Origin of the sequence: Alterotamlana spongicola (genome assembly GCF_035818475.1) — a bacterium.
In the GTDB taxonomy this organism is placed as follows: Bacteria; Bacteroidota; Bacteroidia; order Flavobacteriales; family Flavobacteriaceae; genus Cognatitamlana.
Genome location: NZ_JAYMGV010000001.1, coordinates 1,190,777 through 1,216,383, shown reverse-complemented (window position 1 = coordinate 1,216,383; position 25,607 = coordinate 1,190,777). Strand labels below are relative to the sequence as shown.

At 32.1% G+C, this 25,607-nt stretch carries 23 protein-coding genes and 2 tRNA genes; 15 read left to right on the top strand and 10 right to left on the bottom strand.

Features of this window, described 5'->3' with window-relative positions:
- Nucleotides 1–2: 2 nt before the first annotated feature.
- The 3 genes from recO to gdhA all read right to left on the bottom strand — a co-directional run bounded on the left by recO (nucleotide 3) and on the right by gdhA (nucleotide 4,539).
- Nucleotides 3–722: a DNA repair protein RecO gene (gene recO, locus VOI54_RS05425; RefSeq protein WP_326281701.1), complete on the bottom strand. Its 720-nt coding sequence runs from the start codon at nucleotides 720–722 to the stop codon at nucleotides 3–5.
- The gene (porZ, locus tag VOI54_RS05420; RefSeq protein ID WP_326281700.1) at nucleotides 722–3,070 is read right to left on the bottom strand and encodes a type IX secretion system anionic LPS delivery protein PorZ; all 2,349 of its coding nucleotides are present in this window, start codon (nucleotides 3,068–3,070) and stop codon (nucleotides 722–724) included. Before porZ ends, recO begins: the two co-directional genes overlap by 1 nt.
- A 125-nt stretch (nucleotides 3,071–3,195) precedes the next feature.
- Nucleotides 3,196–4,539, bottom strand: a complete 1,344-nt coding sequence (gene gdhA, locus VOI54_RS05415) for an NADP-specific glutamate dehydrogenase (RefSeq protein WP_326281699.1) — start codon at nucleotides 4,537–4,539, stop codon at nucleotides 3,196–3,198.
- 200 nt (nucleotides 4,540–4,739) lie between these two features.
- On the opposite strand from gdhA, the gene VOI54_RS05410 reads away from it, so the two are divergent.
- Both VOI54_RS05410 and VOI54_RS05405 read left to right on the top strand, forming a co-directional pair.
- The gene (locus tag VOI54_RS05410; protein ID WP_326281698.1) at nucleotides 4,740–5,546 is read left to right on the top strand and encodes a THC0290_0291 family protein; all 807 of its coding nucleotides are present in this window, start codon (nucleotides 4,740–4,742) and stop codon (nucleotides 5,544–5,546) included.
- An 83-nt stretch (nucleotides 5,547–5,629) separates the two neighbouring features.
- On the top strand, nucleotides 5,630–6,346 hold the full coding sequence (locus VOI54_RS05405) for a DUF3298 and DUF4163 domain-containing protein (protein WP_326281697.1): 717 nt from the start codon (nucleotides 5,630–5,632) through the stop codon (nucleotides 6,344–6,346).
- Here the strand turns inward: VOI54_RS05405 and VOI54_RS05400 are convergent.
- Nucleotides 6,326–6,790, bottom strand: a complete 465-nt coding sequence (locus VOI54_RS05400) for a DinB family protein (protein WP_326281696.1) — start codon at nucleotides 6,788–6,790, stop codon at nucleotides 6,326–6,328. The two genes, VOI54_RS05405 and VOI54_RS05400, sit on opposite strands and share 21 nt — an antisense overlap.
- Nucleotides 6,791–6,847: 57 nt before the next feature.
- Between VOI54_RS05400 and VOI54_RS05395 the strand changes: the two genes are divergently transcribed.
- Entirely contained in the window at nucleotides 6,848–7,198 is a 351-nt protein-coding gene (locus VOI54_RS05395; RefSeq protein ID WP_326281695.1) for an arsenate reductase family protein, read from the top strand.
- Nucleotides 7,199–7,292: 94 nt separating this feature from the next.
- Here the strand turns inward: VOI54_RS05395 and VOI54_RS05390 are convergent.
- Both VOI54_RS05390 and VOI54_RS05385 read right to left on the bottom strand, forming a co-directional pair.
- A tRNA-Arg gene (locus VOI54_RS05390) sits at nucleotides 7,293–7,364 on the bottom strand.
- A gap of 219 nt (nucleotides 7,365–7,583) precedes the next feature.
- Nucleotides 7,584–8,669 carry a DUF2971 domain-containing protein gene (locus VOI54_RS05385; protein ID WP_326281694.1) on the bottom strand — a complete coding sequence of 362 codons (1,086 nt, stop codon included), beginning with the start codon at nucleotides 8,667–8,669 and terminating at the stop codon, nucleotides 7,584–7,586.
- 100 nt (nucleotides 8,670–8,769) lie between these two features.
- On the opposite strand from VOI54_RS05385, the gene VOI54_RS05380 reads away from it, so the two are divergent.
- The 4 genes from VOI54_RS05380 to VOI54_RS05365 all read left to right on the top strand — a co-directional run bounded on the left by VOI54_RS05380 (nucleotide 8,770) and on the right by VOI54_RS05365 (nucleotide 12,224).
- A complete protein-coding gene (locus VOI54_RS05380; protein WP_326281693.1) occupies nucleotides 8,770–9,747 on the top strand; it encodes an HNH endonuclease in 978 nt (325 codons plus the stop codon).
- A gap of 452 nt (nucleotides 9,748–10,199) precedes the next feature.
- Entirely contained in the window at nucleotides 10,200–11,135 is a 936-nt protein-coding gene (locus VOI54_RS05375) for a hypothetical protein (protein WP_326281692.1), read from the top strand.
- A gap of 6 nt (nucleotides 11,136–11,141) precedes the next feature.
- A complete protein-coding gene (locus VOI54_RS05370; RefSeq protein ID WP_326281691.1) occupies nucleotides 11,142–11,687 on the top strand; it encodes a hypothetical protein in 546 nt (181 codons plus the stop codon).
- 45 nt (nucleotides 11,688–11,732) lie between these two features.
- The gene (locus tag VOI54_RS05365) at nucleotides 11,733–12,224 is read left to right on the top strand and encodes a hypothetical protein (protein WP_326281690.1); all 492 of its coding nucleotides are present in this window, start codon (nucleotides 11,733–11,735) and stop codon (nucleotides 12,222–12,224) included.
- Between the two features lie 16 nt (nucleotides 12,225–12,240).
- Here VOI54_RS05365 and VOI54_RS05360 read toward each other — a convergent pair whose 3' ends face one another.
- A complete protein-coding gene (locus VOI54_RS05360; protein ID WP_326281689.1) occupies nucleotides 12,241–12,462 on the bottom strand; it encodes a helix-turn-helix domain-containing protein in 222 nt (73 codons plus the stop codon).
- A gap of 94 nt (nucleotides 12,463–12,556) precedes the next feature.
- Here VOI54_RS05360 and VOI54_RS05355 point away from each other — a divergent pair, with 94 nt between their 5' ends.
- The 3 genes from VOI54_RS05355 (at nucleotide 12,557) to VOI54_RS05345 (ending at nucleotide 16,470) form a co-directional block, all read left to right on the top strand.
- Complete coding sequence (locus VOI54_RS05355; protein WP_326281688.1) at nucleotides 12,557–13,126, top strand: hypothetical protein; 570 nt, start codon at nucleotides 12,557–12,559, stop codon at nucleotides 13,124–13,126.
- Between the two features lie 402 nt (nucleotides 13,127–13,528).
- A complete protein-coding gene (locus tag VOI54_RS05350) occupies nucleotides 13,529–14,182 on the top strand; it encodes a hypothetical protein (RefSeq protein ID WP_326281687.1) in 654 nt (217 codons plus the stop codon).
- 746 nt (nucleotides 14,183–14,928) lie between these two features.
- Nucleotides 14,929–16,470, top strand: coding sequence for a recombinase family protein (locus VOI54_RS05345; RefSeq protein ID WP_326281686.1), 1,542 nt, complete (start codon nucleotides 14,929–14,931; stop codon nucleotides 16,468–16,470).
- On the opposite strand, the gene VOI54_RS05340 is transcribed toward VOI54_RS05345, so the two are convergent.
- Together VOI54_RS05340 and rseP are read right to left on the bottom strand one after the other, a co-directional pair.
- A tRNA-Asn gene (locus VOI54_RS05340) sits at nucleotides 16,436–16,509 on the bottom strand. The two genes, VOI54_RS05345 and VOI54_RS05340, sit on opposite strands and share 35 nt — an antisense overlap.
- A gap of 71 nt (nucleotides 16,510–16,580) precedes the next feature.
- Nucleotides 16,581–17,927: an RIP metalloprotease RseP gene (gene rseP / locus VOI54_RS05335; protein ID WP_326281685.1), complete on the bottom strand. Its 1,347-nt coding sequence runs from the start codon at nucleotides 17,925–17,927 to the stop codon at nucleotides 16,581–16,583.
- 173 nt (nucleotides 17,928–18,100) lie between these two features.
- Here rseP and VOI54_RS05330 point away from each other — a divergent pair, with 173 nt between their 5' ends.
- From VOI54_RS05330 to feoB, 3 genes are all read left to right on the top strand, one after another.
- Entirely contained in the window at nucleotides 18,101–18,775 is a 675-nt protein-coding gene (locus tag VOI54_RS05330; RefSeq protein ID WP_326281684.1) for an SCO family protein, read from the top strand.
- 72 nt (nucleotides 18,776–18,847) lie between these two features.
- On the top strand, nucleotides 18,848–19,084 hold the full coding sequence (locus tag VOI54_RS05325) for a FeoA family protein (protein ID WP_326281683.1): 237 nt from the start codon (nucleotides 18,848–18,850) through the stop codon (nucleotides 19,082–19,084).
- Nucleotides 19,077–21,176: a ferrous iron transport protein B gene (gene feoB, locus VOI54_RS05320; RefSeq protein ID WP_326281682.1), complete on the top strand. Its 2,100-nt coding sequence runs from the start codon at nucleotides 19,077–19,079 to the stop codon at nucleotides 21,174–21,176. The genes VOI54_RS05325 and feoB overlap by 8 nt, the downstream gene beginning before the upstream one ends.
- A gap of 171 nt (nucleotides 21,177–21,347) precedes the next feature.
- On the opposite strand, the gene VOI54_RS05315 is transcribed toward feoB, so the two are convergent.
- A complete protein-coding gene (locus tag VOI54_RS05315) occupies nucleotides 21,348–22,004 on the bottom strand; it encodes a metal-dependent transcriptional regulator (RefSeq protein ID WP_326281681.1) in 657 nt (218 codons plus the stop codon).
- A gap of 100 nt (nucleotides 22,005–22,104) precedes the next feature.
- Here VOI54_RS05315 and VOI54_RS05310 point away from each other — a divergent pair, with 100 nt between their 5' ends.
- Both VOI54_RS05310 and VOI54_RS05305 read left to right on the top strand, forming a co-directional pair.
- Entirely contained in the window at nucleotides 22,105–24,411 is a 2,307-nt protein-coding gene (locus tag VOI54_RS05310; protein WP_326281680.1) for a TonB-dependent receptor, read from the top strand.
- 8 nt (nucleotides 24,412–24,419) lie between these two features.
- Entirely contained in the window at nucleotides 24,420–25,325 is a 906-nt protein-coding gene (locus tag VOI54_RS05305) for a metal ABC transporter solute-binding protein, Zn/Mn family (RefSeq protein WP_326281679.1), read from the top strand.
- Nucleotides 25,326–25,607 lie beyond the last annotated feature (282 nt).

Below are 25,607 nucleotides of genomic sequence, written 5' to 3'. Positions count from 1 at the left end.
TTTTAACTAAAAACTTGATTAAAAACTTGTAGTGATTTAGGCGTTTTAAAACTCCCCAAATGTAGTTCAAAATAAAGCAAAATCATACTTAAAAAAGATTGTCTTTGTTTTGCATTGATCTTAATATTTGGTAATGCATCAAATGTTGTGCCTAAAAGCTGTTTTAGAAGTACTATATTTTCTCCTGCTATACTATATTTATTTACCGTTTTCAACTTAAACCTCCCCTCTATAAGATCAAAATAAGGGTAATCAATATGTGTTACGTCTGGATAAAACCCTAAATATTTGGTCAGTTTTAGCAAAAACAGCAAGTGAAAATTAGAATATTCAGATTGAGAGTCCAGCCATAACAATGTATTTTCCAAATAACTATACAGGTTTTCATTTTGTTCTTCTTCCTGCAACGTACTGTTCAGTACTTCTGATAAAAACATAACTATTGCACTTTTTAATACATGGGTATGTAAACTAACGTACATACAACTGAGCTTAGCCTCTTTTATATGCTGTAAGGATCTGTTATTCTTAAAATTCATGATTATTTGCAATTGAGATAACAATTGAAAGTGCGCCACTTTTAATTGTCCTTTTTTGCTTTTTAACACCCCTCTTAATAAAAAGCTAACCACGCCTTTTTGTTGTGTATAGCATTTAACGATTAAATCATGATCCTTAAATTTTAACTTTGACAATACAATAGCCTGAGTAGAAATAATCATTACCTAACAACCATTAGTTTTATGACTTTGGTTTCAAAAGTATCTAAATCTGATAGCATAACAAGATACACCCCTGATGCTACTGTATTATTAGCCAGATTCCTCCCATTCCAATAAGCGGTACCGCCGTCAATTTCAAGATTATAACCGTTGTGACGTTGGTTAACTCTTGATTGTGCCTCGGCAACTAAATTACCTTCAATATCGGTAATTTTAATATTTACATGCTCTGAAATGTCTTTGATCTTAATCTTTTTTTCAAGCATATTAAACCCGGGCCTTACCGGATTTGGATACGCAAAAGCCTTTTCTAAATTTTCAATAGGACTGGAACTTCCTGAACGAAATGAAACCAAACCTTTTTCTGTGGCAATATAGACTATTCCTTTTGTCCCATCAATTGAGACATCTCTTATCCCATCTGATGGTAATGGTGAATTATCCTTTGTAAAGTGAAATATGGTTTTTTGACCGTCAGGGGAAAAATAAAACAGCCCGGAATCTGAAGTTCCTATCCATTTATTATTAGAACCATCTACTTCAATATCCGTTATATTTTGTTGAAATAACAACTCTTTAGCAATTCCATCTTCTTCTATAATAATTTCTTCAACTCTTATATTATCATCTGTGAAAAAATTTGAAGTATTATATAAAACTCTAAGCCCTTTGAAAGTGCCTATCCATAATTGATTTCGGTTATCAATTGCTAATGCGGTTGCAAAATCGGTTGGCATGTTTTGGTCTTCCTCTTCTATTTTTTTTATAAGTGTATTGCCTCTGTTTTCATTAAACCCAATAAGGCCATTTCTGTAACCAGCCACCCATTTGGTTCCGTCATCACCAATGACCAAGTCCTTAAACCCCAGTTCATCAGAAAAGCCATCCGGAATAATATCAGTAAAACTATAAGACTCCCATTGATTATTATTAGGGTTATAAGATTTTAACGGTCTGTCAATTCTGCTGGTAATGGTCCAAAGTAATCCATTGTTATCAAAAGCCGAAGCACCAACCCTGATATCTATATAATCCGGATTATCTGGTAAAACCAAAGATTCTAAGCCGCTATTGGTTTCATTATATAAAATAGTTGGAATGTCTTCATTAACTTCTAATAATCCATTAAAAAAAGAACTTAAAAACACCTGAGTATTATTAAAGGGGCTTACGGCAATTGAATTTAAACATTTAGCCTCTAAAACTTCACTATAAGGGTTATTGATCCACTCATCATCCTTTAAATGGCTTATCCCTCTGCTATTTAAAGGATAAGGGTTAAAAAACAGGTTATATTCACCAAATGTTACCCACAATCCATTTGGTTCTGCCTGAATAGAAAATGGGATATTCAGCAGAGGGCCATCCGGATGAATCTCTTCAAAAACAATAGGATTATTAAGAGGCGTTTTCAGCACACCAAAGTCTTTAGTCCCAATATAAATATTGTCCTGATCTACTGTTGCTACACGATATGAAGTCTCAAAAAGGGGATCGATCCCCACCTGAGAAATCACATTAAAATCTACATCATAAACAAAAACTTCATCTTGTGTTGTAACAATCAAATTTTGATTAACTGATCTTAAATCTAATGGCGTGTTTGTATAGGTTAATATTTCATTGGTTACATCATTTACCACACTATAAATTTTCCTGTTAGTATTTGTAGCGTATAATTTATCCAATTGAGCTTCTATACTCATCCAATTGCCAGAACCAATAGTTTGCCAATTTCTGGAATCTATTAAATTAGGGTCTAAAACATCTGCCTTTTTTATACCGTTACCCGCAAAACACGAGGCATAAATAAAACCTTCAAAAATGGTAGTTTGGGTTACTGGTATTTGAGACCCTCCACTACCAATAAAATAAGTATCTCCAAACTCTAACCTATCCAAATCAAAAACAGAAATTCCAAAACCTGTTGATATATATACAACATTTTCAAATTCATTAAAATGGTTAATCATTTTGTTATTAGGCGGAATTGTAGGCTTATCTAAAATATCTACCACAGTTATTACTTTGGTATCATTATCAAAAACTATTTCAATAAGTCCGGTTTCATAACCTACAACTAACAGTTCATAAGTTTCACTATAATGAATGGTTGATATGGTTTCACCGGATAAGCCACTAACAGTTGTAATCTCTTTAGTTTCATTTGTTTGAATATCAAAACTAAAAATAGCATTATCGGCCGCTGCAAAAATTTTATTATTTCCCTGACTAACATCCTTTATGTTATTATATGAAAAATGTCCCTCCCACTGTGCAGAGAAATCCTGAGAGAACTGCAATAAAGGAAATAAGCAAAGTATAAAAATTACTATTCTTTTGGACATAAATACTTTTACTTTTTGGTTATTCAAATATATTTATAACTAACGAGTTTTAGTTTAAAATAATATACTTTAAACAAAAAAGCTTCCTGAATTAGGAAGCTTTTTTATATTTGTTTGATTTTTCTTTATACAATACCCTGAGCTAACATAGCGTCTGCCACTTTTACAAAACCAGCTATATTGGCCCCTCTTACGTAATCTACATAGCCATTTTCATCCTTACCATATTCTAAACAAGATGCATGAATATCAGACATGATATCTTTAAGCTTATTATCAACTTCTTCTCTTGACCATTTAAACCTTAAAGAATTCTGAGTCATTTCTAAACCTGAGGTTGCAACACCTCCGGCATTAGAAGCTTTACCTGGAGCAAATAATATTTTAGCCTTATGAAATGCCAATATGGCTTCTTTAGTAGAGGGCATGTTGGCCCCTTCACTTACACAAGTACAACCGTTCTTTAGAAGTATTTCTGCATCATTTTCATTGAGTTCATTTTGTGTAGCACAAGGTAATGCAATATCGCATTTAACACCCCAGGGCGTTTCTCCTTTTACAAATTTGGCATTGGGATAAACTTCTAAGTATTCCTTAATTCTGCCTCTTTTTATATTTTTTAGCTCCATAACGTAAGCTAACTTTCCTGCATCTATACCATCTGCATCATATATATATCCTGAGGAATCAGACAGTGTTAAAACCTTACCGCCAAGCTGGAGTACTTTTTCTGCAGCATATTGCGCCACGTTTCCGGATCCGGAAATTACCACATCCTTCCCTTCTATATCATCATTCTTGGTTTGAAGCATTTTTTGAGCAAAATATACTGTCCCGTAACCGGTTGCTTCTGGTCTAATTAATGAACCTCCCCAGGACATTCCTTTTCCGGTTAATACCCCGGTAAACCCATTACTTATCTTTTTGTACATTCCAAAAAGAAAGCCAATTTCTCTGGCTCCTACTCCAATGTCACCAGCAGGGACATCTGTATTATGTCCTATATGTCTAAACAATTCACTCATAAATGCATGACAAAATCGCATAATTTCGTTGTCGCTTTTTCCTTTTGGATTAAAATCACTACCACCTTTTCCGCCTCCCATTGGCAATGTGGTAAGACTGTTTTTAAACACCTGTTCAAAAGCCAAAAATTTTAGAATACTTAAATTAACAGTAGGATGAAAACGCAACCCTCCTTTATAAGGACCAATTGCAGAATTCATTTGAACCCGATAGCCTCTGTTAACCTGAATTTCTCCTTCATCATCAACCCAACAAACTCGAAACATTACTACACGCTCAGGTTCAACCATTCTGAGCAAAATATTTTTGCCATAATATATATCATTTTTGATGATATAAGGAATTACAGTTTCTGCAACCTCTTCCACGGCTTGCAAGAACTCTGGTTCATTTCCATTTCTTTGTTTTACCAGTTCTAAAAATGCTTCAACATTACTTTTCATAGACACAATTAATGCATTAAAATTATTGAATAATTAATTTATTGAGGCAAAGATACATTATCTTCAAAAAATATTAGTCTTTATTTTATATTTCGCAATATTTATTTTTCATTTGAGTTATAGTCTCTTTTTAATATTTGTTTCTTTAATCTCTTTTTATATATTTGTTTGAGATAATGCCTCAAAAAACAAACCTCTTTATGCATAAATTGAAACATTTTGCTTCTGCATTTTGCTTGTTTGTTTTAGTATACACTTCAAATGCACAACTTAGCTTTTCTCATGAACTGGGTGTTATAGCTGGCCCTGTACAATTTAGATCAGATTATGGTATTAGAGACAACCCTAAAACCAACTTTGGAAATATGGGTTATGGAATAGGAATAGTGCATTATCTGAATTTCTCATACAGCGCAGATTGTAACTGTTATACCACCGACACTTATTTTAATGACCATTTTAAATTAAGGAATGAATTGTCATATAACAGAACCAATCTGGAACATTTTGGAAAATGGGTAGACCCCAGTAAGCAAAGTGAGAGAGCTAAACAGCTAAGAGGCCATAAAGGTGTAGCTAAAAATCTGGATATTGGTACCCAGCTTGAATTTTTCCCTTTGAGTATTCGTGATTTTCAAGGGTTTGCTTATAGTTTTGCACCGTTTATAAGCTTAGGTATTCATTATACTTATTTTACTCCTGAAGTCAGTACCACTTATGAAAATCCAAACCAAGATGCTATTGGAGATGTTACCGATGCCAGTAATTTTTATCCTTTATGGGATCCGGGGTCGGTTGATGCATCACCCGGAAGCACATGGTCTCTTGTAACAAGTATTGGTGTTCGCTATAAGCTTACCAAGGTTTCTGATTTGATGCTGGACCTTAGAGGCCAATATTATTTTAATAGTGATTGGGTTGATGGCCTTAATCATCAATTAGACTCCAATAAACATAACGATTGGCTGTTATGGTTAAATGTTGGTTATATCTTTTATTTAGATTAAACTACCACGCATCAACATTCCCTAACATTATTGCTATTTACTGTTCTAAACCAAATGTCATTTCCCTTTTTAAATTTAAAATAATGCGCCTAAAAAATGTCCTCATATTCAGTTGCTTTCTTCTTATTGCTTCAGGATGTAAAAAAGAGCCTAGCCTTTCTTTTTCAGAAATCCATATTTCTGTTCCTAAAAACAATATTGTAGACATTAATATTCCTAAAGCCCAAGGCCATGAAAAGGTTTCCGGTCAAATAAATGCTGAGATAGAAAAACTTGTGATAAGTGCATTGCATATTGATGATATTGATAATCCGGCAACTTCAGTTAAAGAAGGCATCAAACGCTTTAATACGGACTATATCTCTTTTAAAACGGATTTTCCTGAAAGCATTCAGGTTTGGGAAGCACAGATTGACGGGGAAATATTATACCAATCTGATGAAATTATTAGTATTTCTATAACATCTTACGTCAACACCGGAGGCGCCCATGGCTCATTACACATCTCCTTTTTAAATTTTGAAGCAGAATCAGGACATTTGATTCCTAATGAAAAGCTGTTCAATAATCTTATGGCCTTTAACAAAATAGCTAAGCCTTATTTTCAAAAGTCTGTTTCTGATAAGGACCTAGCCCTGGACATCAACACATTTAATCTACCCAAAAACATCTCCTATAATGAAGATGGTGTGGTTTTACTATACAATGCCTATGAAATTGCTCCTTATTTGAGTGGTATCACAGAGTTTTTAATCCCCTTTAATGAGGTTGAATCTCTTTTAGTTTTTAATAGCCTTTAAAAGAGCCATGACGTATCCGTAATGAAGTCCTTCATGAACAACTGCAAATTGCAGAGCTTCATCAACATTATTCAATGTATTACCAGTAGTTGAAACCGTGTAGGCATTATAGTTTTTAAACAGATCTTTATTATAATTGTCTTGTGTTTTTTGAATGGTAGAAAACAATAAACCTTTTATTTCATTAACTTCTTCCTGGCTAACATGCCCATTAGGTTTTGTATCCTTTCTATACTTATTGATCATCTCTTCAGAAAGTGCTGTTTCTAATCCGGATAATTTATACACTAATAATTGTTCAGTAACCACTATATGTCCAATATTCCATATAATATTATTATTAAACCCTTTAGGCACTTTATTTAGATCTTCTAAAGTATTGTTTTCAATAATTTTATTAAAGATTGTTCTGATATTATTGAGAACCTGAAATGTAAAATCCATATTATTTAAATTTTCGATAAATATAGTTTTAATTTGCTTTTTAAAACATTACACAATATGAAAAAAGTATATTATTTAAAAACCTGTAGTACCTGTTCAAGAATTTTAAAAGAACTTAACCTCTCTTCTGAATTTATACTACAAGACATAAAAAGCGAAGAGATCACCGTAGCACAACTTGAACAGATGAAAGCACTGGCAGGAAGCTACGAAGCACTTTTTAGTAAGCGTTCAAAACTTTATAAAGAAATGGACTTAAAAAGCCAGGAATTGACAGAACGTGATTTTAAACATTATATATTAGAGCATTATACCTTTTTAAGTCGGCCTGTAATTATTGTTGATGATCAAATTTTTATAGGAAATTCCAAAAAAACTGTTGAAGCGGTTAAAGCAGCTGTTTCTTAAATAGTTTAGTATTAAAAAAGAACAGCATATTTGATTTTTTACCCTTTTCCGGGATCGAGAATTGTATAAATTAAAAAAGTCTTGTAAAAAACAGTGACTCCACCAGGATTCGAACCTGGATCTAAAGTTTAGGAAACTTTTGTTCTATCCCTTGAACTATGGAGCCTAAAAAAAATAAAAAAGCCTCAACATCTTGATGTTAAGGCTTTTTACACTTGCTCCTCTTAATATGGTTATGTCGAACCAGTTTAATGAAGAATTGACAAAGTTTGCTTTATTCTACGAGAGTAATAGTAAGTGTTTTTGAGTTCATGCTAGTTGCGAGAACTTTCGAATAATCGAAAAACTATGATTAAGTTAATGACTTTCTTAAAAGTATAGATTTTCAATAAAAATCGTTGGTTCTAGTTAACTTATACTTATTATCGCCTAAATTTTCAATTTCTAACCTTTCTTTGGTTCTTATAAGATAAGGTTGGTCACCGTCATTGATATTGAAAGTTTTACCTGAGTAATATAATCTATCACTAAAATTTTCATAGACATACTCTAAAAAGTCTATGTGGTCTTGATAGTTCCAATTATTCTTAGACTTTAATGGTTTAACAATAATGAAGTCTTTAGCACTCCTATCAATGTCAAATTCTCTTCCTGTGAAGAAATTGTTCCCAAGCGTAATTTCTTTAATAATATTTTTATCGTAATAAGCTCGTCTATTTTCTTTATCACCTTTATGGTCATCCCTAGGGTCTAAGCCAACTTTACTAAATGGAATACCCATATTCTTTTTGCTTACTATAAATCGCCATTCATCTTCATAAGCCCAAGAATTCTTTTTTACATTAGTTAAATATAAAAATGGTGTATGAAAGAAGCTAAAGTCACTTAAATCTATAGGGTAAAGATTTTCACAATAATTCATAGGAAATAACCCTAGACATTCGTCATCACCAATCTGCGCCTTAATACTCGTTTCCAATTCTTCAGTCTCAAACATTATTTGAAAACCTTTTTCGTTTGTATAATGAGGCCACATCAAATCGCTTTTATCTTGACTTGTTAATGATATTATACCAAAAATGTTGGACATAACTTGCCATAATTCTGATATGAAACCTGTTGAATAAAATATACCATCTTTACTCACACTGTCATCATCATAATACTTTTTCAATTGTTCTATTTCTTTACCATATGCTTCTCCTAAAAACCTCTCATAAAACTCATAATCTATTGGCTTAGAAGCTCCAAGTAGAAAATTACTTGAATCAAGATGGTCATTGAGTTCCATTGGATGTGAAGCATAAAAATATCCATTCTTTAATGCATCGATAGAAAACGAACTAATCCCATAATATTTGTAAATTGATTTTGGTTTAGCCTTTCCGTGAACAAGTTCAAAACCTGTTAAATCACCTTTGATGGTATCCATTTTATATGTAAATCCATTAAACTCATGCTTCTCTATCATAGTTTTTTTACTTTTATTTATTATCTTAAATAAAGATAAAAGTAATAGTTGAATGATAATAATATCTATAAAATATTATCCGTAAAAAAGTGCTTTAATAATGACAAAAGTTTCAATTATCCCATGTGTCGGTGAAGACAGTTTATTTTCTAAAGCATATAATGGCTTTTATATACTAACCCCTGAAAAGAAAATATTTCTAGGAAACAAAAAAGATAGAGAATGTCGATTTTGTGGTAAAAACTCAAAAGAAACTACATTTAAAATGAAAGCTCATATTATGCCAGAATTTATGGGTAATAAGAAATATTTTTCCTATTTCGAATGTGATAATTGCAACCAATATTTCGGTCAATTAGAAGATTCGTTATTCAATTTTGCTGGAATATTTAACACCCTTTCAACTATTAGAGGAAAAAAAGGTTTTCCGAAATTCAAAACTAAAACAAGTGATTTTCAAGCTAAAGAATTTGGAACAATAGTTCAGAAAAACCATGACCCAGAAAATGAAGATGCATTTGTTTATGATGAAGAAAATGAACGAATGAATATCAATGTAACAATGCCATCATATGTACCTCATGATGTATATAAATCATTAGTGAAGATAGCTTTATGCATGTTGCCAGATGATGAGTTCTCCGAATATAGTAACACCGTTAATTGGTTAATGTCTGAAAATTCTACCCAACATAAGAACAATCCCTTTTTTAATGTATTTCGTAAAATCGGTGGAAATCCAACTATGTTTCCAGAACCTATAGCCGTATTGTTAAGAAAAAAGATATGTAAAAACACTCACAAAATGCCTTATTATACTTTATTACTTTCCTATGGTATAATTTCATATCAAATCTTCATCCCTTTTAATAATTATGATAATCACTTGGCTAATGAGGAAGATATCATTTTCCCAATTGAAGAAAGGGTCGTTAATAAGATATATCTTGACAATAAATTGAGTGAATTAGGAGTAGATATGGTAAGTCTATCAAGTATTGAGAAGAAAAAAAACGAAAAACATAAAGCTAGTGTTGGTTTCAAAATAACTGAAGATTTTCGTCAAAATAACATATAAATTATATATGCTAATTTGAAGCCATGTGCTTAACCCAATTTTTAACTTCATACATACAATTATTCTTTTTGCAGAACTTGGTGATGTAGTATGACAGCTAACATTAACAAAAAAGCCAACATTTCTGTTAAACTTTTTTTGCTCCCATAATATTATTATTTCAAACCATTTTAATAAAGAATTGATGAGGTTTGTTTCATTCTATGACATTATCAATAAACATTTTAAGCTACTTGATTTAATAATTTCAAAAAAATAAAACAATTATATTTTGTAATTAATTTCTTATTTTAAATGTAAGTTGTATATTTATAACCTCTCCTTGAAAAGTTAATAGCACTGCGGATTTCCGTAGAATTTGTTTATATAAGATAAACTATATTTACTATTAGTTTATAAATATACTTATTGAATAGTTTAATTTTCAAATACAAATATTTAAATAAAAATATATGGCGCATAATTTATTCTTGGGAATGTACTCATTTAGAATAAAAAAAAGACATTCAAAAGATTCAGAAGCAATCGATAACAATACTTTTTTAAGTGAATCATACCCAGAAGAACACAATAAATTTGAAACAGGTTTTGTTCAAGATGTTGTAAAAGTATTTGATTTAGGAACTTTTAAAAATGATAAGAATACTCACGGTGCTATTCTGGAAGAAAATGAATTTAACAAAGATACTAGAACAATTGATATATTAATAAATGGTGGTATTACAGGATTAAAGCAGTACCTTATTGATGAAAATGGAGATACCAGTGAGTTGTCTGATAAAGAAACCATAGGACTTAAGTTTTTTGCTCGTATATGGTTACCGGCAAATTCAAAATCAGGTTATATCTTTTTACAAAAATATGGCTCTCTTAGTATTAAACCAATTTTTGATGCTATCTTGAAGAAAGTATTAAATGAGAATAATTATTCTTTAGTTGGTCGTAAAGTTAGTGCGACCACAACCAAAAAACGTCAAAAAGAATTTATGAGACGTTCATCACTAAGAGATGTTATTCTTGTAAGTAAAAGGAGTGTTTTTGATACAAATTCGGTACAAGCTAGACAAGCAACGATTAAACTAAGTAATATTAAATATAGTAGTAATAATACCATAGATAAAAAAGAATTTAAAGATGCATTAAAAAAGCATGGGTTTTCTATTGGTAATAGAGATTATGAAATAAGAGCAACATACGTTTGTGATGATGATGGCTACAAGCAAGCAAGAACCGTAGTATTAGATGATAGCGAAGAAACTATTAACATTATTCCAAGCATCTTAGTTCCTAATAATTGTATTGATATAGATAATTCTCCTGTTTTTGAAGAAATGAAAAAATTAGTAGATTTAGAAATGGCACAAGTAAAAAAAGAAGCTAAATTATAATTAATCATGTTGGACTTCAATGTAATTAAGAATATTAGAAATGATGCCCTAGATAGTATACAAAAGGATAGTGATGATGAAAAAATAGTTGGGTTTTGGAGAAAGCTCACATTTTATTCGATGTTCTATATAGTACCATTGGCATTAGGGGGGTTATCATTATGGAAAAACATTTCGGTTTCTGATTTAGAAAGTTACATTACCACTGGTATAGCTATTTTTACTGGGTTATTCTTTTCATTGTTATTAAGTATAGGTTCAAAAATTAAAGCTGAACAATTAAATCCCAATAAAGACAAAGACAATTTCAAAAGTTTTAAAATTGGAATGACACAAATTGCTAAGATTACTTTATACAATATAATTTTAGGTATTCTTATTTTTTTACTAATTCTTTTAAATCATATTTTAAAAACTGATTGTTACCAGTATATTGAAATGGGGTTTACTTTTGTTGTTATGTATCTCTTGGGACAGTTTATTGTAACACTTTTCTTTATGTTACAAAGATTATATTTTTTAATAACTGACGAATTGAATAATATTCTATAGATAGGTTATTTTCAATTTTGCAAATTGAATTCGAACGAAAGATTTATGAATGATATTAATTGGTGGCTAGACGTCTTTAAAATATTAATTCCTATAGTAACTGTTTTATTAGCTGGTTTCTTTGCTTTGCATAGGATGAAGCAGAATGTTAAATTAGAAGCTAGATTAAAATGGAAAGAAGAATTTAGAAACAGAATTGTTGATTTTATGCATACGGAGAGTTTACTTAACAATAAAGCTATATTCTACGATTTGGAAAAAGAACATGATGGCAATCATGAAAAAACAGATGAGTATCTTGAAATCACCTATAAGCTACATTCTATTTATTATTCAATCGATATGATGTTAGATTTTAATGACCTAAGGGCAGAAGCTTTAAATGAAAGCTATAAATCTATATTAGACGACATCAATAGACAAGTAGAAAGCAAACCTAGACCAACAAATGAGGAAGATGAAGATTATTTAGGCAATTTCTATGAATGGGCTAAACAAATATACAATGATGATAAATATATTGATTCAGTTCTTTAGCTTATTTTTTTAACATTTACTCACCAATCATTTGAAAAAAATCGGAGATTTTAATCTCACGAGCTTCACATATTCTCTCCAAAGTTGTCAAAGAAATACCACTACCTTCAGGTTTTAAAATTCTTCTAACTACTTTTTCATCAATGGCATGGTCTTCAGCAAACTGTCGATTAGATTTAGATTTACTAATCCATTCTTCAGCAATATAATTACATATTTTTTTCTTTAGACTGACCATATTAAACAAAGTAATGGCTTGTCTTAAAGAATAATGCGGAAAAAATTCCGCATTATATTGTTTTTTAATATATTTGAATTAACAAATCAATATCATGGAAAAACCTAAAAAACAAAAAGATGATAATTATTGGGGTTATATCATATTTGCAGCACTAATCCTAATCTATATCCCATTCGGGGATGACATCTGGGGAGCTTCTAATCCAACGTCCAGAACAAATAGAACTAATAATAGACCTATTGAACAAACCGAAGTAAATAGCCAGTATAATAGAAACAATACCAATAAAACCAATAATGTAAATTATTGCTCGCTATCTACAAACGAGTTATTAAAACAACTAACCAAAGAGCGTAACTATAAGTTAAATGGTAGTGGTAATGTTAGATTTACTGACCGCTTCGACCACGCTAGAGACCAATGGGTTGAAAGCCAAATCATCATAACTGTTAATAGAAAACGATTGGAAGGCAAGTGGAAATTACTAGTTAATAACCAAATAAGCATAACTGACTTAATGGTAACTGGTGGTAATTTTGACGCTTCCCGAAACTCTCGAACAAGAGGAATGCTTGTTATAGATTGTAATGGCAACTTAAAAGGTATGTTGCTAGACCCTAATGGAAATAGACGTGATATTACAATCAGTAAATCTCGATAAATACATCTCCCAAAATAAAAGTTAAAAAGGTTCCTGCGTATGGGTACAAAGAGGCCTAAAATATCAACTTTTAGTCTTTTTTAACGGTTTTTCAAGAATGGCTCTAATTGGTTAATACCTCACTCCCTAAGATTTGTTACAAAAACTAAATAGACATTTTACCTATAACAAATTACCTTTCTTATAAAAAGATTATAACTTTTTGGTCTTTAGTATAACTCTAACATATTTATAAATAGTAGTAATTATTTCAGACCAAAATCAATATGTGGACATTTGTCTACTTAGATAATGAAAAAAATATCTTTTAAAGTATTGACTTTTACAGGAGTTTTATCTACTATTTAATTATAATAACGAGAGGCATCTTGTATTGGGATTGATGCACCCATGTCTTAACTAATGGAATTTAAAAAATATTATGTAACAAAAGAATTTGCCAAATTGGCTAATAAGAATGAAAGAACGATAAAAAGATTAAAAAAGGATTTAATAAAGAATAACCCCAATACCAAATTGGTTATAGAAGGACGACCTGATAAATATCATTATAGCTTATTAAAAAATTATGTTTCTTCAAAAATTTTCAAAATTATTTTAGATAATAAAAGCTATTTAAATACTATAAAATGTTTGAAGAAAACAGATTCATTAGAGCATAAATTATTTAAAATGCCATGGAAATGGTGGTGCACAGTTTCATACTCCAATGAACTTAGTAAAAATGCTTGTAGAGATGTTATGGACAAAACATATCATTTTTTAGAAAATAAATATGGTGCTGAATCGAGTATAAGAATGTTTTATACAACTGAATCATTTTCAAATAGAGATGAAGCACATCATAATCATTTCGTTTTAGATGTTGAAGATGCTAATTATCATTATTCTGTAAAAAAGGATTTAGAAAATCTATTTGATGGCAATAGAATCCACGTTGAAAAATATGATGATTACAAACCTTGTATTTTCTATTGTACCAAGGAAGGTATGAACGGAACTGATTGGGACATTTTGGGAAATAATTTAATAGAAGATGGTATTAATTATGAATAAAATAAGAGTAACACAAAAGCAATTCAAATTATTACTTAATAATATGCATTGGATGAAAAAAGGACTTGCATTACAAGGAAAAGCAGAATTTTTTAAGAAGATAGCAAAGAGTTGATTTACGCAAAAAAAATAATTTAATTTAATTATTCTCATTTATCTTGTTAAAACAATAGAAATAGGGCCGTCATTTTCAACTTTTATTGAAAAAAATCTAAAAAAAACTTGACACCAAAGAAAAAATTATATATAATTGCCATATACGTGATTATTCAGATGGAAGTTATAAATAATTGTGTATAGCTAAAAAATCAGTTTTAGTTTTCAGATGTCTTTAAGTGTTGATAGCCTTATTGCGTCTCTAGTTTTTAAAATTCCGGAAAATATATTTTTAAAACTAATTGGTGCTATACCATAAGTATATGCATCTAGCTATTTCTATGGCTAAAATTGAGATTTTATCTCACGTCACGTTTGCACCGCATAAGGGTTTAGCACAGCAGAGGACGTTAAAAGAATAAGCTCATTAAAGAAAAAATAAATCTCAATGAGCCTTGTTTAATTTAAATAGTAGTGTTAAATGTTACAAAATGCAGTAAAATCTTAAATAAAAATGGGATTAAATATTCAAAAGAAGAAATAGAGAAAATAAGAAAAGTGTTATACAAAATAGCTGAAATCCAGCTAAGTAAATAAAAAAGTAAAAAATAATAAAAAGTAGAAAAGTTTAATAATTAAAAAAATAAATAATGAAAGTAATAATATATACAAGAGTAAGTACAGATGACCAAGCAAATAATGGTCATGGTAGAGATTATCAATTAGAGGTATTAAAAAGATACTGCGAAGTAAATAAATATGAAATAATTGCTGAATTTCAAGAAGACCATTCTGCTAAAAATTTTAATCGTCCTGAATGGCAAAAGTTAGAAGCGTATGTTAAAGCAAATCGTAAGTCTCTTGATAAAGTACTATTTACAAAATGGGATAGGTTTTCTAGAAACATGGAAGAAGCTTTAACTAAATTAAGAAATTTCGATAATTGGGGAATTGAAATAAACGCTGTTGAGCAGATGTTGGATTTAACAAATCCAGACAATAAAATGATGTTATCAATATATCTAGTGTCACCAGAGATTGAAAATGATAAAATATCTAAAAGAACGAGAAATGGTATGCATAAAGCAGCCAAAGAAGGAGCTTGGATTGGTCGTACACCATACGGATATAAAAGGTTTTGGTATGATAAATATGCTTCTCTAACACCTAATGAAGACGCAAATTTAGTAAGAGAGATTTTCCACGAAGCATCTCTTTGCATTGGTTCTTTCGAAGAGTTAAGAAAAGATTTTAGAAATCGTGGTTATACTGGATGCAAACAGTCTTTTTATAATGTGCTAAAGAATCCAGTATATACCGGAATGACTAAAGTTCCTGAATTTGAAAAGGATGATACATACTGGATTGAAGGATTACATGAAGCTATAGTCGATATCGAAACATTTAATAAAGTTCAAAACATATTTACTGGTAAGAAGAAAAAAGCAAAATTTCCAAGTAAAAAAAATGAGGATTTGCCATTAAGAGGTTTTTTAAAATGTGAATTATGTGGGGGTAATTTAACTGGCAGCCCATCTAGGGGGAATGGGGGCACTTATTACTATTATCATTGTAGAAAGGGATGCAAGAATCGTATTCGTTCTGAAAAGGCGCATACAATGCTTAAAAACGACATATTAAAAGAAATATCTGTTAGCGATAATGTGTTAGCACTTTACAAAGAAATATTAATTGATGTACAACAGGAAAAAAGAGGAAATAAACTAAAAGATAAAATAGTAATTGAAAAGAAAATAGAAGACACTATAAAGGCTCTTGAAACTGTTGAGGACAAATTAATAAATGAAGATATTGGTATAGATACTTTTAATAGAATCTCAAATAGATACAATCAAAATTTAAGAGATTTAAAAGCAGAATTACAAATGATTAAGGATGCACAAGAGGTATCAAATAAAACTATTAATAAAGCATGTGAAACAATTAAAAAAATACCTCAACTCTTTGAAGATAGTAACTTTGAGCAACAGAACATTTTACTTGGTTTGATGTTTCCGGAAAAATTAATTATTTCTAAAAATGCATGTCGAACCAAGAAACAAAGTGAGGTAATAGAGCTTTTAACTAGAGTTAATAGGGCTTCGCAAAAATTAGGCACAAAAAAAGCCATCATTTCTGATGGCTTGTCTAATTATGCTCCTCTTCTTGGGCTCGAACCAAGGACCCTCTGATTAACAGTCAGATGCTCTAACCAACTGAGCTAAAGAGGAAGATACTTTTTTGCTTTAGCGAGTGCAAATATAGCTGGTTTTTTAATTACTGCAAATATTTTTTTAAAAAATTATCCAAAAATAGCTTTATAAATATCATTACCGTTGGCAAATAAAACCAAGGCTATCAAAATAAAAAAGCCTACCATTTGCGCATACTCCATAAATTTATCTCCCGGCTTTCTTCCAGATACCATTTCATATAGTAAAAACATTACATGTCCGCCATCTAAAGCAGGAATTGGCAGTAAGTTTAAAACACCTAACATAATAGACAAAAAGGCGGTTATTCCCCAAAATACCTGCCAACTCCAGGTACTTGGAAAAATATCATAAATAGCCTTAAATCCACCTACACCCTTATAAGCTCCTGTACTGGGTGTAAAAATGGCTCCTAATTGATCCCAATAGGACACAATTCTATCTTTAGATTTTTTTAAACCAACAGGAAATGATTCAAAAAAACCATAATCCTTTACTTCAAAATCATAATAGCCTAAGGCTTCTAAAGTTTCAGATGTTGACCCTCCGGCAATCACAAGGCCTAATTTAGCCTCATCACTAACCTCAAGTGGTACAGTAATTTCATTATCATCACGTTTTACCGTTGCTGTTACCTGTTGTCCTTTATATGTTTCAAGGGCTAATTTAACTTCATCGGCATACTTGGTAGTATTGCCATTCATTCCAATGATAATATCACCCGCTTTGAGTCCACTGCTCTTATTATAAGAAGTGTCCGGAACCTGAACCACCACAAATGGTTGCCTTAAACTAATAAAACCTTTTTCTTTAGCATCCATCAGCTGTGCTAAGAAATCTTCAGGCATATTTACTGTTGATTGCTTTCCGTCGCGCTCAATAAGAATCTCTTTCCCAAACAATACCTTTTCTGAAATTTCAGAGAACGTTTCAATAGTCTCACCATCAACAGCTAAGATCTTATCCCCGGTTAAAAGCCCTGCTTTATTAGCCACAGTACTTTCAATTAACAGTCCGTCTTTTATATTTTCATTGGGTAAAATGTTATCTCCGTAAAAATAACTCATCCCTATATAAATAAGTATAGCCAATAAAAAATTGACTGTGACTCCACCAAGCATAATGATTAAACGCTGCCATGCCGGTTTAGAGCGAAATTCCCAAGGTTGTGGTTCTTGTGCCATTTGCTCAGTATCCATACTTTCATCAATCATTCCGGAAATTTTCACATAGCCCCCTAAAGGCAACCATCCAATACCATAAACCGTTTCCCCTATCTTCTTTTTAAACAAAGAAAACTTAACATCAAAAAATAAATAAAACTTTTCTACCCGGGTTTTAAAAGCCTTTGCAGGAATAAAATGCCCTAATTCATGCAAAATAATTAACAAGGAAAGGCTTAACAAAAACTGAGATATTTTTATAACAAACTCCATATATTATGGTCTAACATTTTTTTATAATCGCACAAAAGTAAGCTTTTAAACCAACTTTGAAAAACCTATTAAATAAACGTCATGGTTTTAACACGAATTTAAGTTTCAATATCAACTTACAAGTCTATTTTTTCATTGTATTTTTGTAGGCATTAAATTTTACTTATTACTTCATGCTATCATTTTTTAAAGACTATAAGATTTTTGCTCTTGTTTTCGGGGTTATTTCTATCATCATTATTGCACTCATCTATAACACATTAAATGTTTACCAGCCACTGCCCGTTTACCAGCCGGCTATGATAAGTACCGAGTTAGTAGACAGTACTATTCAGCATCAAAAAAAATACCATAAAATAGCAGACTTTAGCCTGATCAATCAAAATGGAAAAACCATAACACACCAAGATTATAACAACAAAATTTATATAGCAGACTTCTTTTTTACTACCTGCCAGACCATATGCCCTATCATGACTAATCATATGGCTGAAATACAGAATAAAATTATGGATGACAACGACATCATGCTCCTTTCACATTCTGTAACCCCCGACATTGATTCTGTAGCACAACTAAAACGCTATGCTTTAAAAAAAGGGGTTAATGATAAAAAATGGAATTTGGTCACCGGTGATAAAAAAGAGATCTATAAGCTGGCCAGAAAAAGTTATTTAGCAGTAAAAGACCATGGAGACGGTGGCCCTTTTGATATGATACATACCGAGAATTTTATGCTTATTGATAAAAAACGCCAGATTAGAGGATTCTACGACGGTACAAATACCAAAGATATTGATAGGTTGCTTAATGATATAGTCATATTAAAAAAAGAATACACCAAATAGTTTTTAAAGAACAATTTTTTTAGCCTGATATTTTACACTATTTTTGCTTCTTTAAAATCAATCTAAATAAGCTTGCAGTACACTTTAGCACATTTAAAACGAGGAGAAAGCGCCATTATTACTGATGTTTCGTCTGTTCATATTCCACTTAAACTTCTTGAAATGGGATGTTTACCAGGTAATGCCGTTGAACTTGTTCAAGTGGCCCCTTTTCAAGATCCTATGTATTTAAATATCAACGGGTCACATCTGGCTATTAGAAAAGAAACGGCTTCTCATATATTAATTGAAAAAGCAGCTAATGAGTAAGCAAATCAATGTTGCGCTGATAGGCAATCCTAACACCGGCAAGACTTCAGTTTTTAATGCCTTAACAGGACTAAACCAAAAAGTAGGGAATTATCCCGGTATTACAGTTGAGAAAAAAGAAGGTATTTGCAAACTTCCCAGGGGTGTTAAAGCTCATATTATAGATTTACCCGGAACCTATAGTCTTAATGCCTCTTCGCTTGATGAAAATGTGGTTATAGAATTATTGTTAAATCAAAACGATAAAGATTTCCCTGATATTGCCGTAGTAGTAACTGATGTAGAAAATTTAAAGCGGAACCTATTACTTTTTACACAAATAAAAGATTTACAGATTCCAACACTATTGGTCATTAATATGGCTGATAGAATGAGCTATAAAGGCATTTCATTAGATATTGATTATTTAGAGGAACAGCTTCAAACTAAAATTGCACTGATAAGTACAAGAAAAAATGAGGGCATTGATCACCTGAAAAATTTAATAGCCAACCATAAGGAAGTTTCAGCTAAACCTTGTTTAGACATTAAATCTATTGACCCATTATATTTTGGAAACCTTCACAAGGCTTTTCCAAATCAATTGTTATACAAATTATGGCTGGTCATTACACAAGATGTCAATTTTGGCAAAACCGATAGAAAAGATTTTGAAGCAGTTGCCGATTTTAAGACTAAAAGCAGCGGGGATTTAAAACGTTTGCAGCAAAAAGAAACCATAAAACGCTATCAATTTATTAATACTGTTTTAAAAGTTGGACAAACTATTGATGCCAGCCAGGCTAAAGATTTAAGATCAAAACTAGATAGAATTTTAACTCATAAGGTTTGGGGGTATGCTATTTTCTTTTTCATTTTACTGCTTATTTTCCAAGCCATTTATGATTGGGCCACTGTACCCATGGATTTTATTGATAACGCTTTTGCTTTGCTAAGCGAATGGGTTAAAGATAACCTGCCTCAAGGTTCTTTTACCAATTTATTGGCAGAGGGTATTATTCCCGGTTTAGGAGGCATTGTTATTTTTATTCCGCAAATAGCCTTTTTATTTCTCTTTATAGCTGTTCTGGAGGAAAGTGGTTATATGAGCCGCGTGGTCTTTTTAATGGACAGAGTTATGCGACGTTTTGGTTTAAGCGGAAAAAGTGTTGTACCTCTTATTTCTGGTACAGCATGTGCCATTCCAGCAATTATGGCCACCAGAAATATTGAAAGCTGGAAAGAACGCTTAATCACCATTTTAGTGACACCATTCACAACTTGTTCTGCAAGACTTCCTGTATATTTAATTATAATAGCATTGGTTATTCCTGAAGGGCGTTTTTTAGGTTTAAGTTACCAGGCATTAACACTGATGCTTCTGTATTTAATAGGGTTTGGAACAGCTGTTTTTTCAGCATACTTACTAAACAAAGCACTTAAAATAAGAAGCAAATCTTTTTTTGTGATTGAAATGCCCAACTATAAACTACCGCTTTTTAAAAATGTAGCATTAACAGTCATTGAAAAAACCAAAGCCTTCATTTTTGGAGCCGGTAAAATTATTTTAGCCATTTCAATAGTACTCTGGTTTTTAGCTTCATATGGCCCGGGCGAACAATTTAATAATGCAGATAATATTATTAAAACGGAATATACATCCCAAAACCTTAATGAAGACGAATTACAAAACAAAATAGCTTCTCACAAATTAGAACATTCTTTTATAGGTATTGCAGGTCGTGCTATAGAACCAGCCATAAGGCCATTGGGTTATGATTGGAAAATAGGTATTGCCATAATAAGCAGTTTTGCCGCACGCGAAGTTTTTGTAGGTACCCTGGCTACTATTTACAGTGTTGGCAGTGATGATGAAGAAACCATTAAAAGCAAAATGGCAAATGAGGTAAACCCTATTTTAGGTGGTCCTCTCTTTACATTTGCTTCAGGAATATCCCTTTTGCTATTTTATGCCTTTGCCATGCAATGTATGAGTACCTTAGCTATTGTAAAGCGAGAGACAAATACATGGAAATGGCCTGTTTTACAACTGGTTATTATGAGCTTTTTTGCATATATTGTAGCATTGATTGCTTTTCAGTTTTTGAAATAATTACAAGAAAAATTCGACTGAATACATATGAACACTGTTATTCAAAATATATTAGTCTTTAGTGCCTTGATTTTGGCATGCTTCTTTCTGATTAAAAAATTCTTCTGGAAAAAATCAAAACCCCAAAAAGCATGTGGAGATGATAACTGTGGTTGTCATTAATTTTTAAAACTAAGACACTTTTACAAACAAATTGTTTGCGATCATATTAGATATGATGAGCTCCTGGTCTTTTAACCTTATGGTTATAGAATTGTCAAACGGTTCTCGGTGACAAACTTTTAATCCGGTTCCAAGGGCAATCCCATTTTTATCTAAATACTTTAAGAATTCTGACGACGAATCCTGAACCCCAACACAAATACAATCATCACCAACTTTAGCCTCAGAAAGCAGGATTTTATCAACTTTTTTAATGTTCCCCATATGGTCAGGAATAGGGTCACCATGCGGGTCATGCACAGGAAATCCTAAAAACTCGTCCAGCTGACTAATCAGCTTTTTAGACTTTATATGCTCTAATTGCTCTGCTACTTCATGAACTTCATCCCATGAAAAATTTAGTTTATCAACTAAAAAAACCTCCCAAAGCCTATGCTTTCTTACAATATTAATAGCGATCTCTTTCCCCAGTTCTGTCAAGCTTACACCCTGATATTTCCTGTAATTTGCATAGCCTTTTTCAGAAAGCTTCTTAACCATATCTGTAACAGACGATGCCTTTGTTTCCATTTCTTTAGCAATGGCATTGGTACTTACGTTATTGGCTCCATATTTTCCCAAATGATAAATAGCCTTGATATAATTTTCTTCTGTTTGGGTGATCATACTTAAATTTTAGTCTTACCACAAATATATAATAATTATAACGTTAAAATAATTTTTAGACTAATCTAAAAATTATTTTATATTTGCAAAAAATTTATTTGTGAAAAACCTAAGTATATTTCTAATAAGTATTTTAAGCTTTGTAGTAAACGCTCAAAAAATCACCGGAAAAACAACAGCTTTAAATAGCCCATTACCTTATGTAAATATTTATATAAAAAACACGGTAAAAGGGAGTTCCAGTGATGAGAACGGGCACTATGCCATTAATAACATACCTAATGGAACTTATACTATAGTAGCTTCTTTTACCGGTTATAAAAATGTAGAAAAACGTGTAGTTATTACCGGAGAAAAAACAGTTGTAGTTAATTTTGAATTGGAAGAAACAGAGCACTTAAACGAAGTTATCGTTACCGGTACCCTCAAAGCGGTATCCAGACTGGAAAGTCCTGTACCTGTTGAAGTTTACTCTCCGGCGTTCTTTAAAAAAAATCCAACACCCAATATTTTTGAAGCCTTGCAAAATGTAAACGGTGTAAGGCCTCAACTTAATTGTAATGTTTGTAATACCGGTGATATTCACATTAATGGTTTAGAAGGCCCGTACACCTTGGTTCTAATTGACGGTATGCCCATTGTAAGTGGCTTATCTACCGTTTATGGTTTGTCCGGCATTCCAAATTCATTAATAGAACAAGTAGAAATAGTAAAAGGCCCGGCATCATCATTATATGGTAGCGAGGCTGTAGGCGGCTTGATTAATATCATTACCAAATTACCGGAACATGCGCCTTTATTTTTTGCCGATGGCTTTGTAAGCGGTTGGGGCGAAGCCAATGTTGATCTTGGATTTAAAGCCAATGTTGGTAAAAAAGCCAATGTTTTGGTGGGAGCTAATTATTATAACTATGCAAACCCTATAGATAATAATAACGATAATTTCACAGACGTTACACTTCAGGATCGTATTTCAGTATTCCAAAAATGGAGCTTTAAACGAAAGAACAACAGGCTTTTTTCATTAGCCGGCCGTTATTTTTATGAAGACCGATGGGGAGGTGAAATGCAATGGAATAAAGGTTTTAGAGGAGGTGACCAGGTCTACGGAGAAAGTATTTATACCTCACGCTATGAACTGATTGGAAATTATCAGCTACCTATAGAAGAAAAAATGACCTTACAGTTCTCATATTCAGATCATGATCAAAATTCAGTTTATGGAGACACGCCATATCTGGCAAAACAACGTATTGGTTTCGGGCAGTTAATTTGGGACAAACCATTGGAAAACCATGATCTACTTTTTGGTTTAGCCGCCCGTTATAATTTCTATAATGATAATACACCAGCCACAGAAAGACCTGATGAAGTTACCATACCATCTGTTTTTGTTCAAGATGAAATTACTTTGAGTGAAAAACAACGCCTTTTATTAGGAGCACGTTACGATTATGATAAGCGTCATGGTTCTATTTTCACACCACGAATAGCCTATAGATATAAACCCACAGAAGATGATATTATCAGATTAAATGCAGGAACAGGCTTTAGGGTTGTTAACCTGTTTACAGAGGAACATGCTGCTTTAACCGGAGCAAGAGATGTTATTATTGAAGGCACCCTGGAACCCGAACAATCCTACAATGTAACACTAAACTATCTAAAAAAGCTTTATGCCAAACAAGGCATGCTATTTACTTTTGATGCATCAGCCTGGTATACCTATTTTACAAATGCCATAATTCCGGATTATGACACCGATCCCAATAAAATATTCTACAGAAACTTAGACGGATACTCTACAACAAAAGGAATAAGCTTAAATATTGATGCCGTTTTTGGTAGTGGTATAAGAGGTTCCATAGGTGCTACACTTCAAGATGTATCAAAAAAAGAAGACGGTATAAGAACCAAACAAATTTTAACCGAAAGTTTTTCAGGAGTCTGGTCCTTATCATACAGGCATTTCCCAACAAATCTTACCATAGATTACACCGGAAACATATATGGCCCAATGCGTTTACCTTTACTGGGAGAACTAGACCCACGAAGCGAATATTCACCTACCTGGAGTATTCAGAACATACAATTCACCTATAATGGCATCACAAATTTTGAAATTTATGGAGGCATAAAGAACCTGTTGAACTGGACACCAAACAAAGGCAATCCTTTTATTATAGCCCGTTCTGAAGATCCTTTTGATAAGGATGTAGATTTCAATGAAACAGATCAACCCGTTTCAGCCACAAGCCCTGTCACCGGACAAACCATTATAGTACAACCCGGTGGTGTTCTACCTACCGATAACAATCCTTATGCGCTTACCTTTGATCCATCATATGTGTTTGCCCCCAATCAGGGGAGACGATTATTTTTTGGATTAAGATTTACTTTAAATTAAATTTAGCCATGCAAAAAACAATAGTATTCTTAGTAATAACCCTGGTCTTTTTAAGTTGTAAAAACAACAAAGAGACCAACGGTAAACTCAATGTAGTAACCACAACCTCTATGATCACAGATTTGGTTAAAAACATAGGAGGAAATCATATCAATTTAAAAGGGCTAATGGGTAGTGGTGTAGATCCGCATTTATATAAAGCCAGCGAAGGTGATGTTTCTAAATTGGCTGATGCTGACATCATCTTTTACAACGGATTGCACCTGGAAGGTAAACTGGTTGAAGTTTTTGAAAAAATGAAAAACAAAAAAACCATTGCTATTTCAGACGCCTTAGATAGAAATACCCTAATTGGTTCTGAATATTTTGCATCAAACTATGATCCGCATATTTGGTTTAACACAGACTATTGGATTCAAGCCACACAATTTATAGTTAAAAAATTAGCAGAAGCCATTCCGGAACAAAAAGCCAGTTTTGAAACCAACGGCGCTAACTATATCAAACAATTAGAAACTTTAAAAACACAAATAGAATCAACCATTAAAACACTTCCTAAAGAAAAGCGTATTTTAGTTACCGCACATGATGCTTTTAACTATTTTGGTAAATCTTTTGGATTTGAAGTGGTTGGTCTACAGGGGCTTTCAACAGCAACAGAAGCAGGAGTACAAGACGTCCAGAAATTATCTGCTTTTATTATTGAACATAATGTAAAAGCTATTTTTGTTGAAAGTTCAGTACCTAAACGTACTATTGAAGCCTTACAGGCCGCGGTTAACTCAAAAGGGCATGACGTTAAAATAGGAGGATCATTATACTCAGATGCATTAGGAGATACCGGAACCATTGAAGGTACCTATATCGGTATGTTTAAATATAATGTGAATACCATAGTAAATGCTTTAAAATAATTTGGAGCTGTTTCCTGCTATCCACTGTATCTTTTTTTCGTCCCTCAAAAAAGGATGCCGTTGCTATCAGGGCTAAAATAAATAGGAAAGTAAAATGATATCAATACATCGAATAATAACACTGAAAATATAAATTGAACTTGAATTTCCAACTAGGTTGGAATCATCAACCTGTAGAAATAATGAGCGAAAAACGTAACAGCGAATCGCAACTCCAAGCATGAGATTTTTAAAATGCTTGTTCCTAAGGAATTTCCTCAGATGGATTTGATTTTTAGTTCG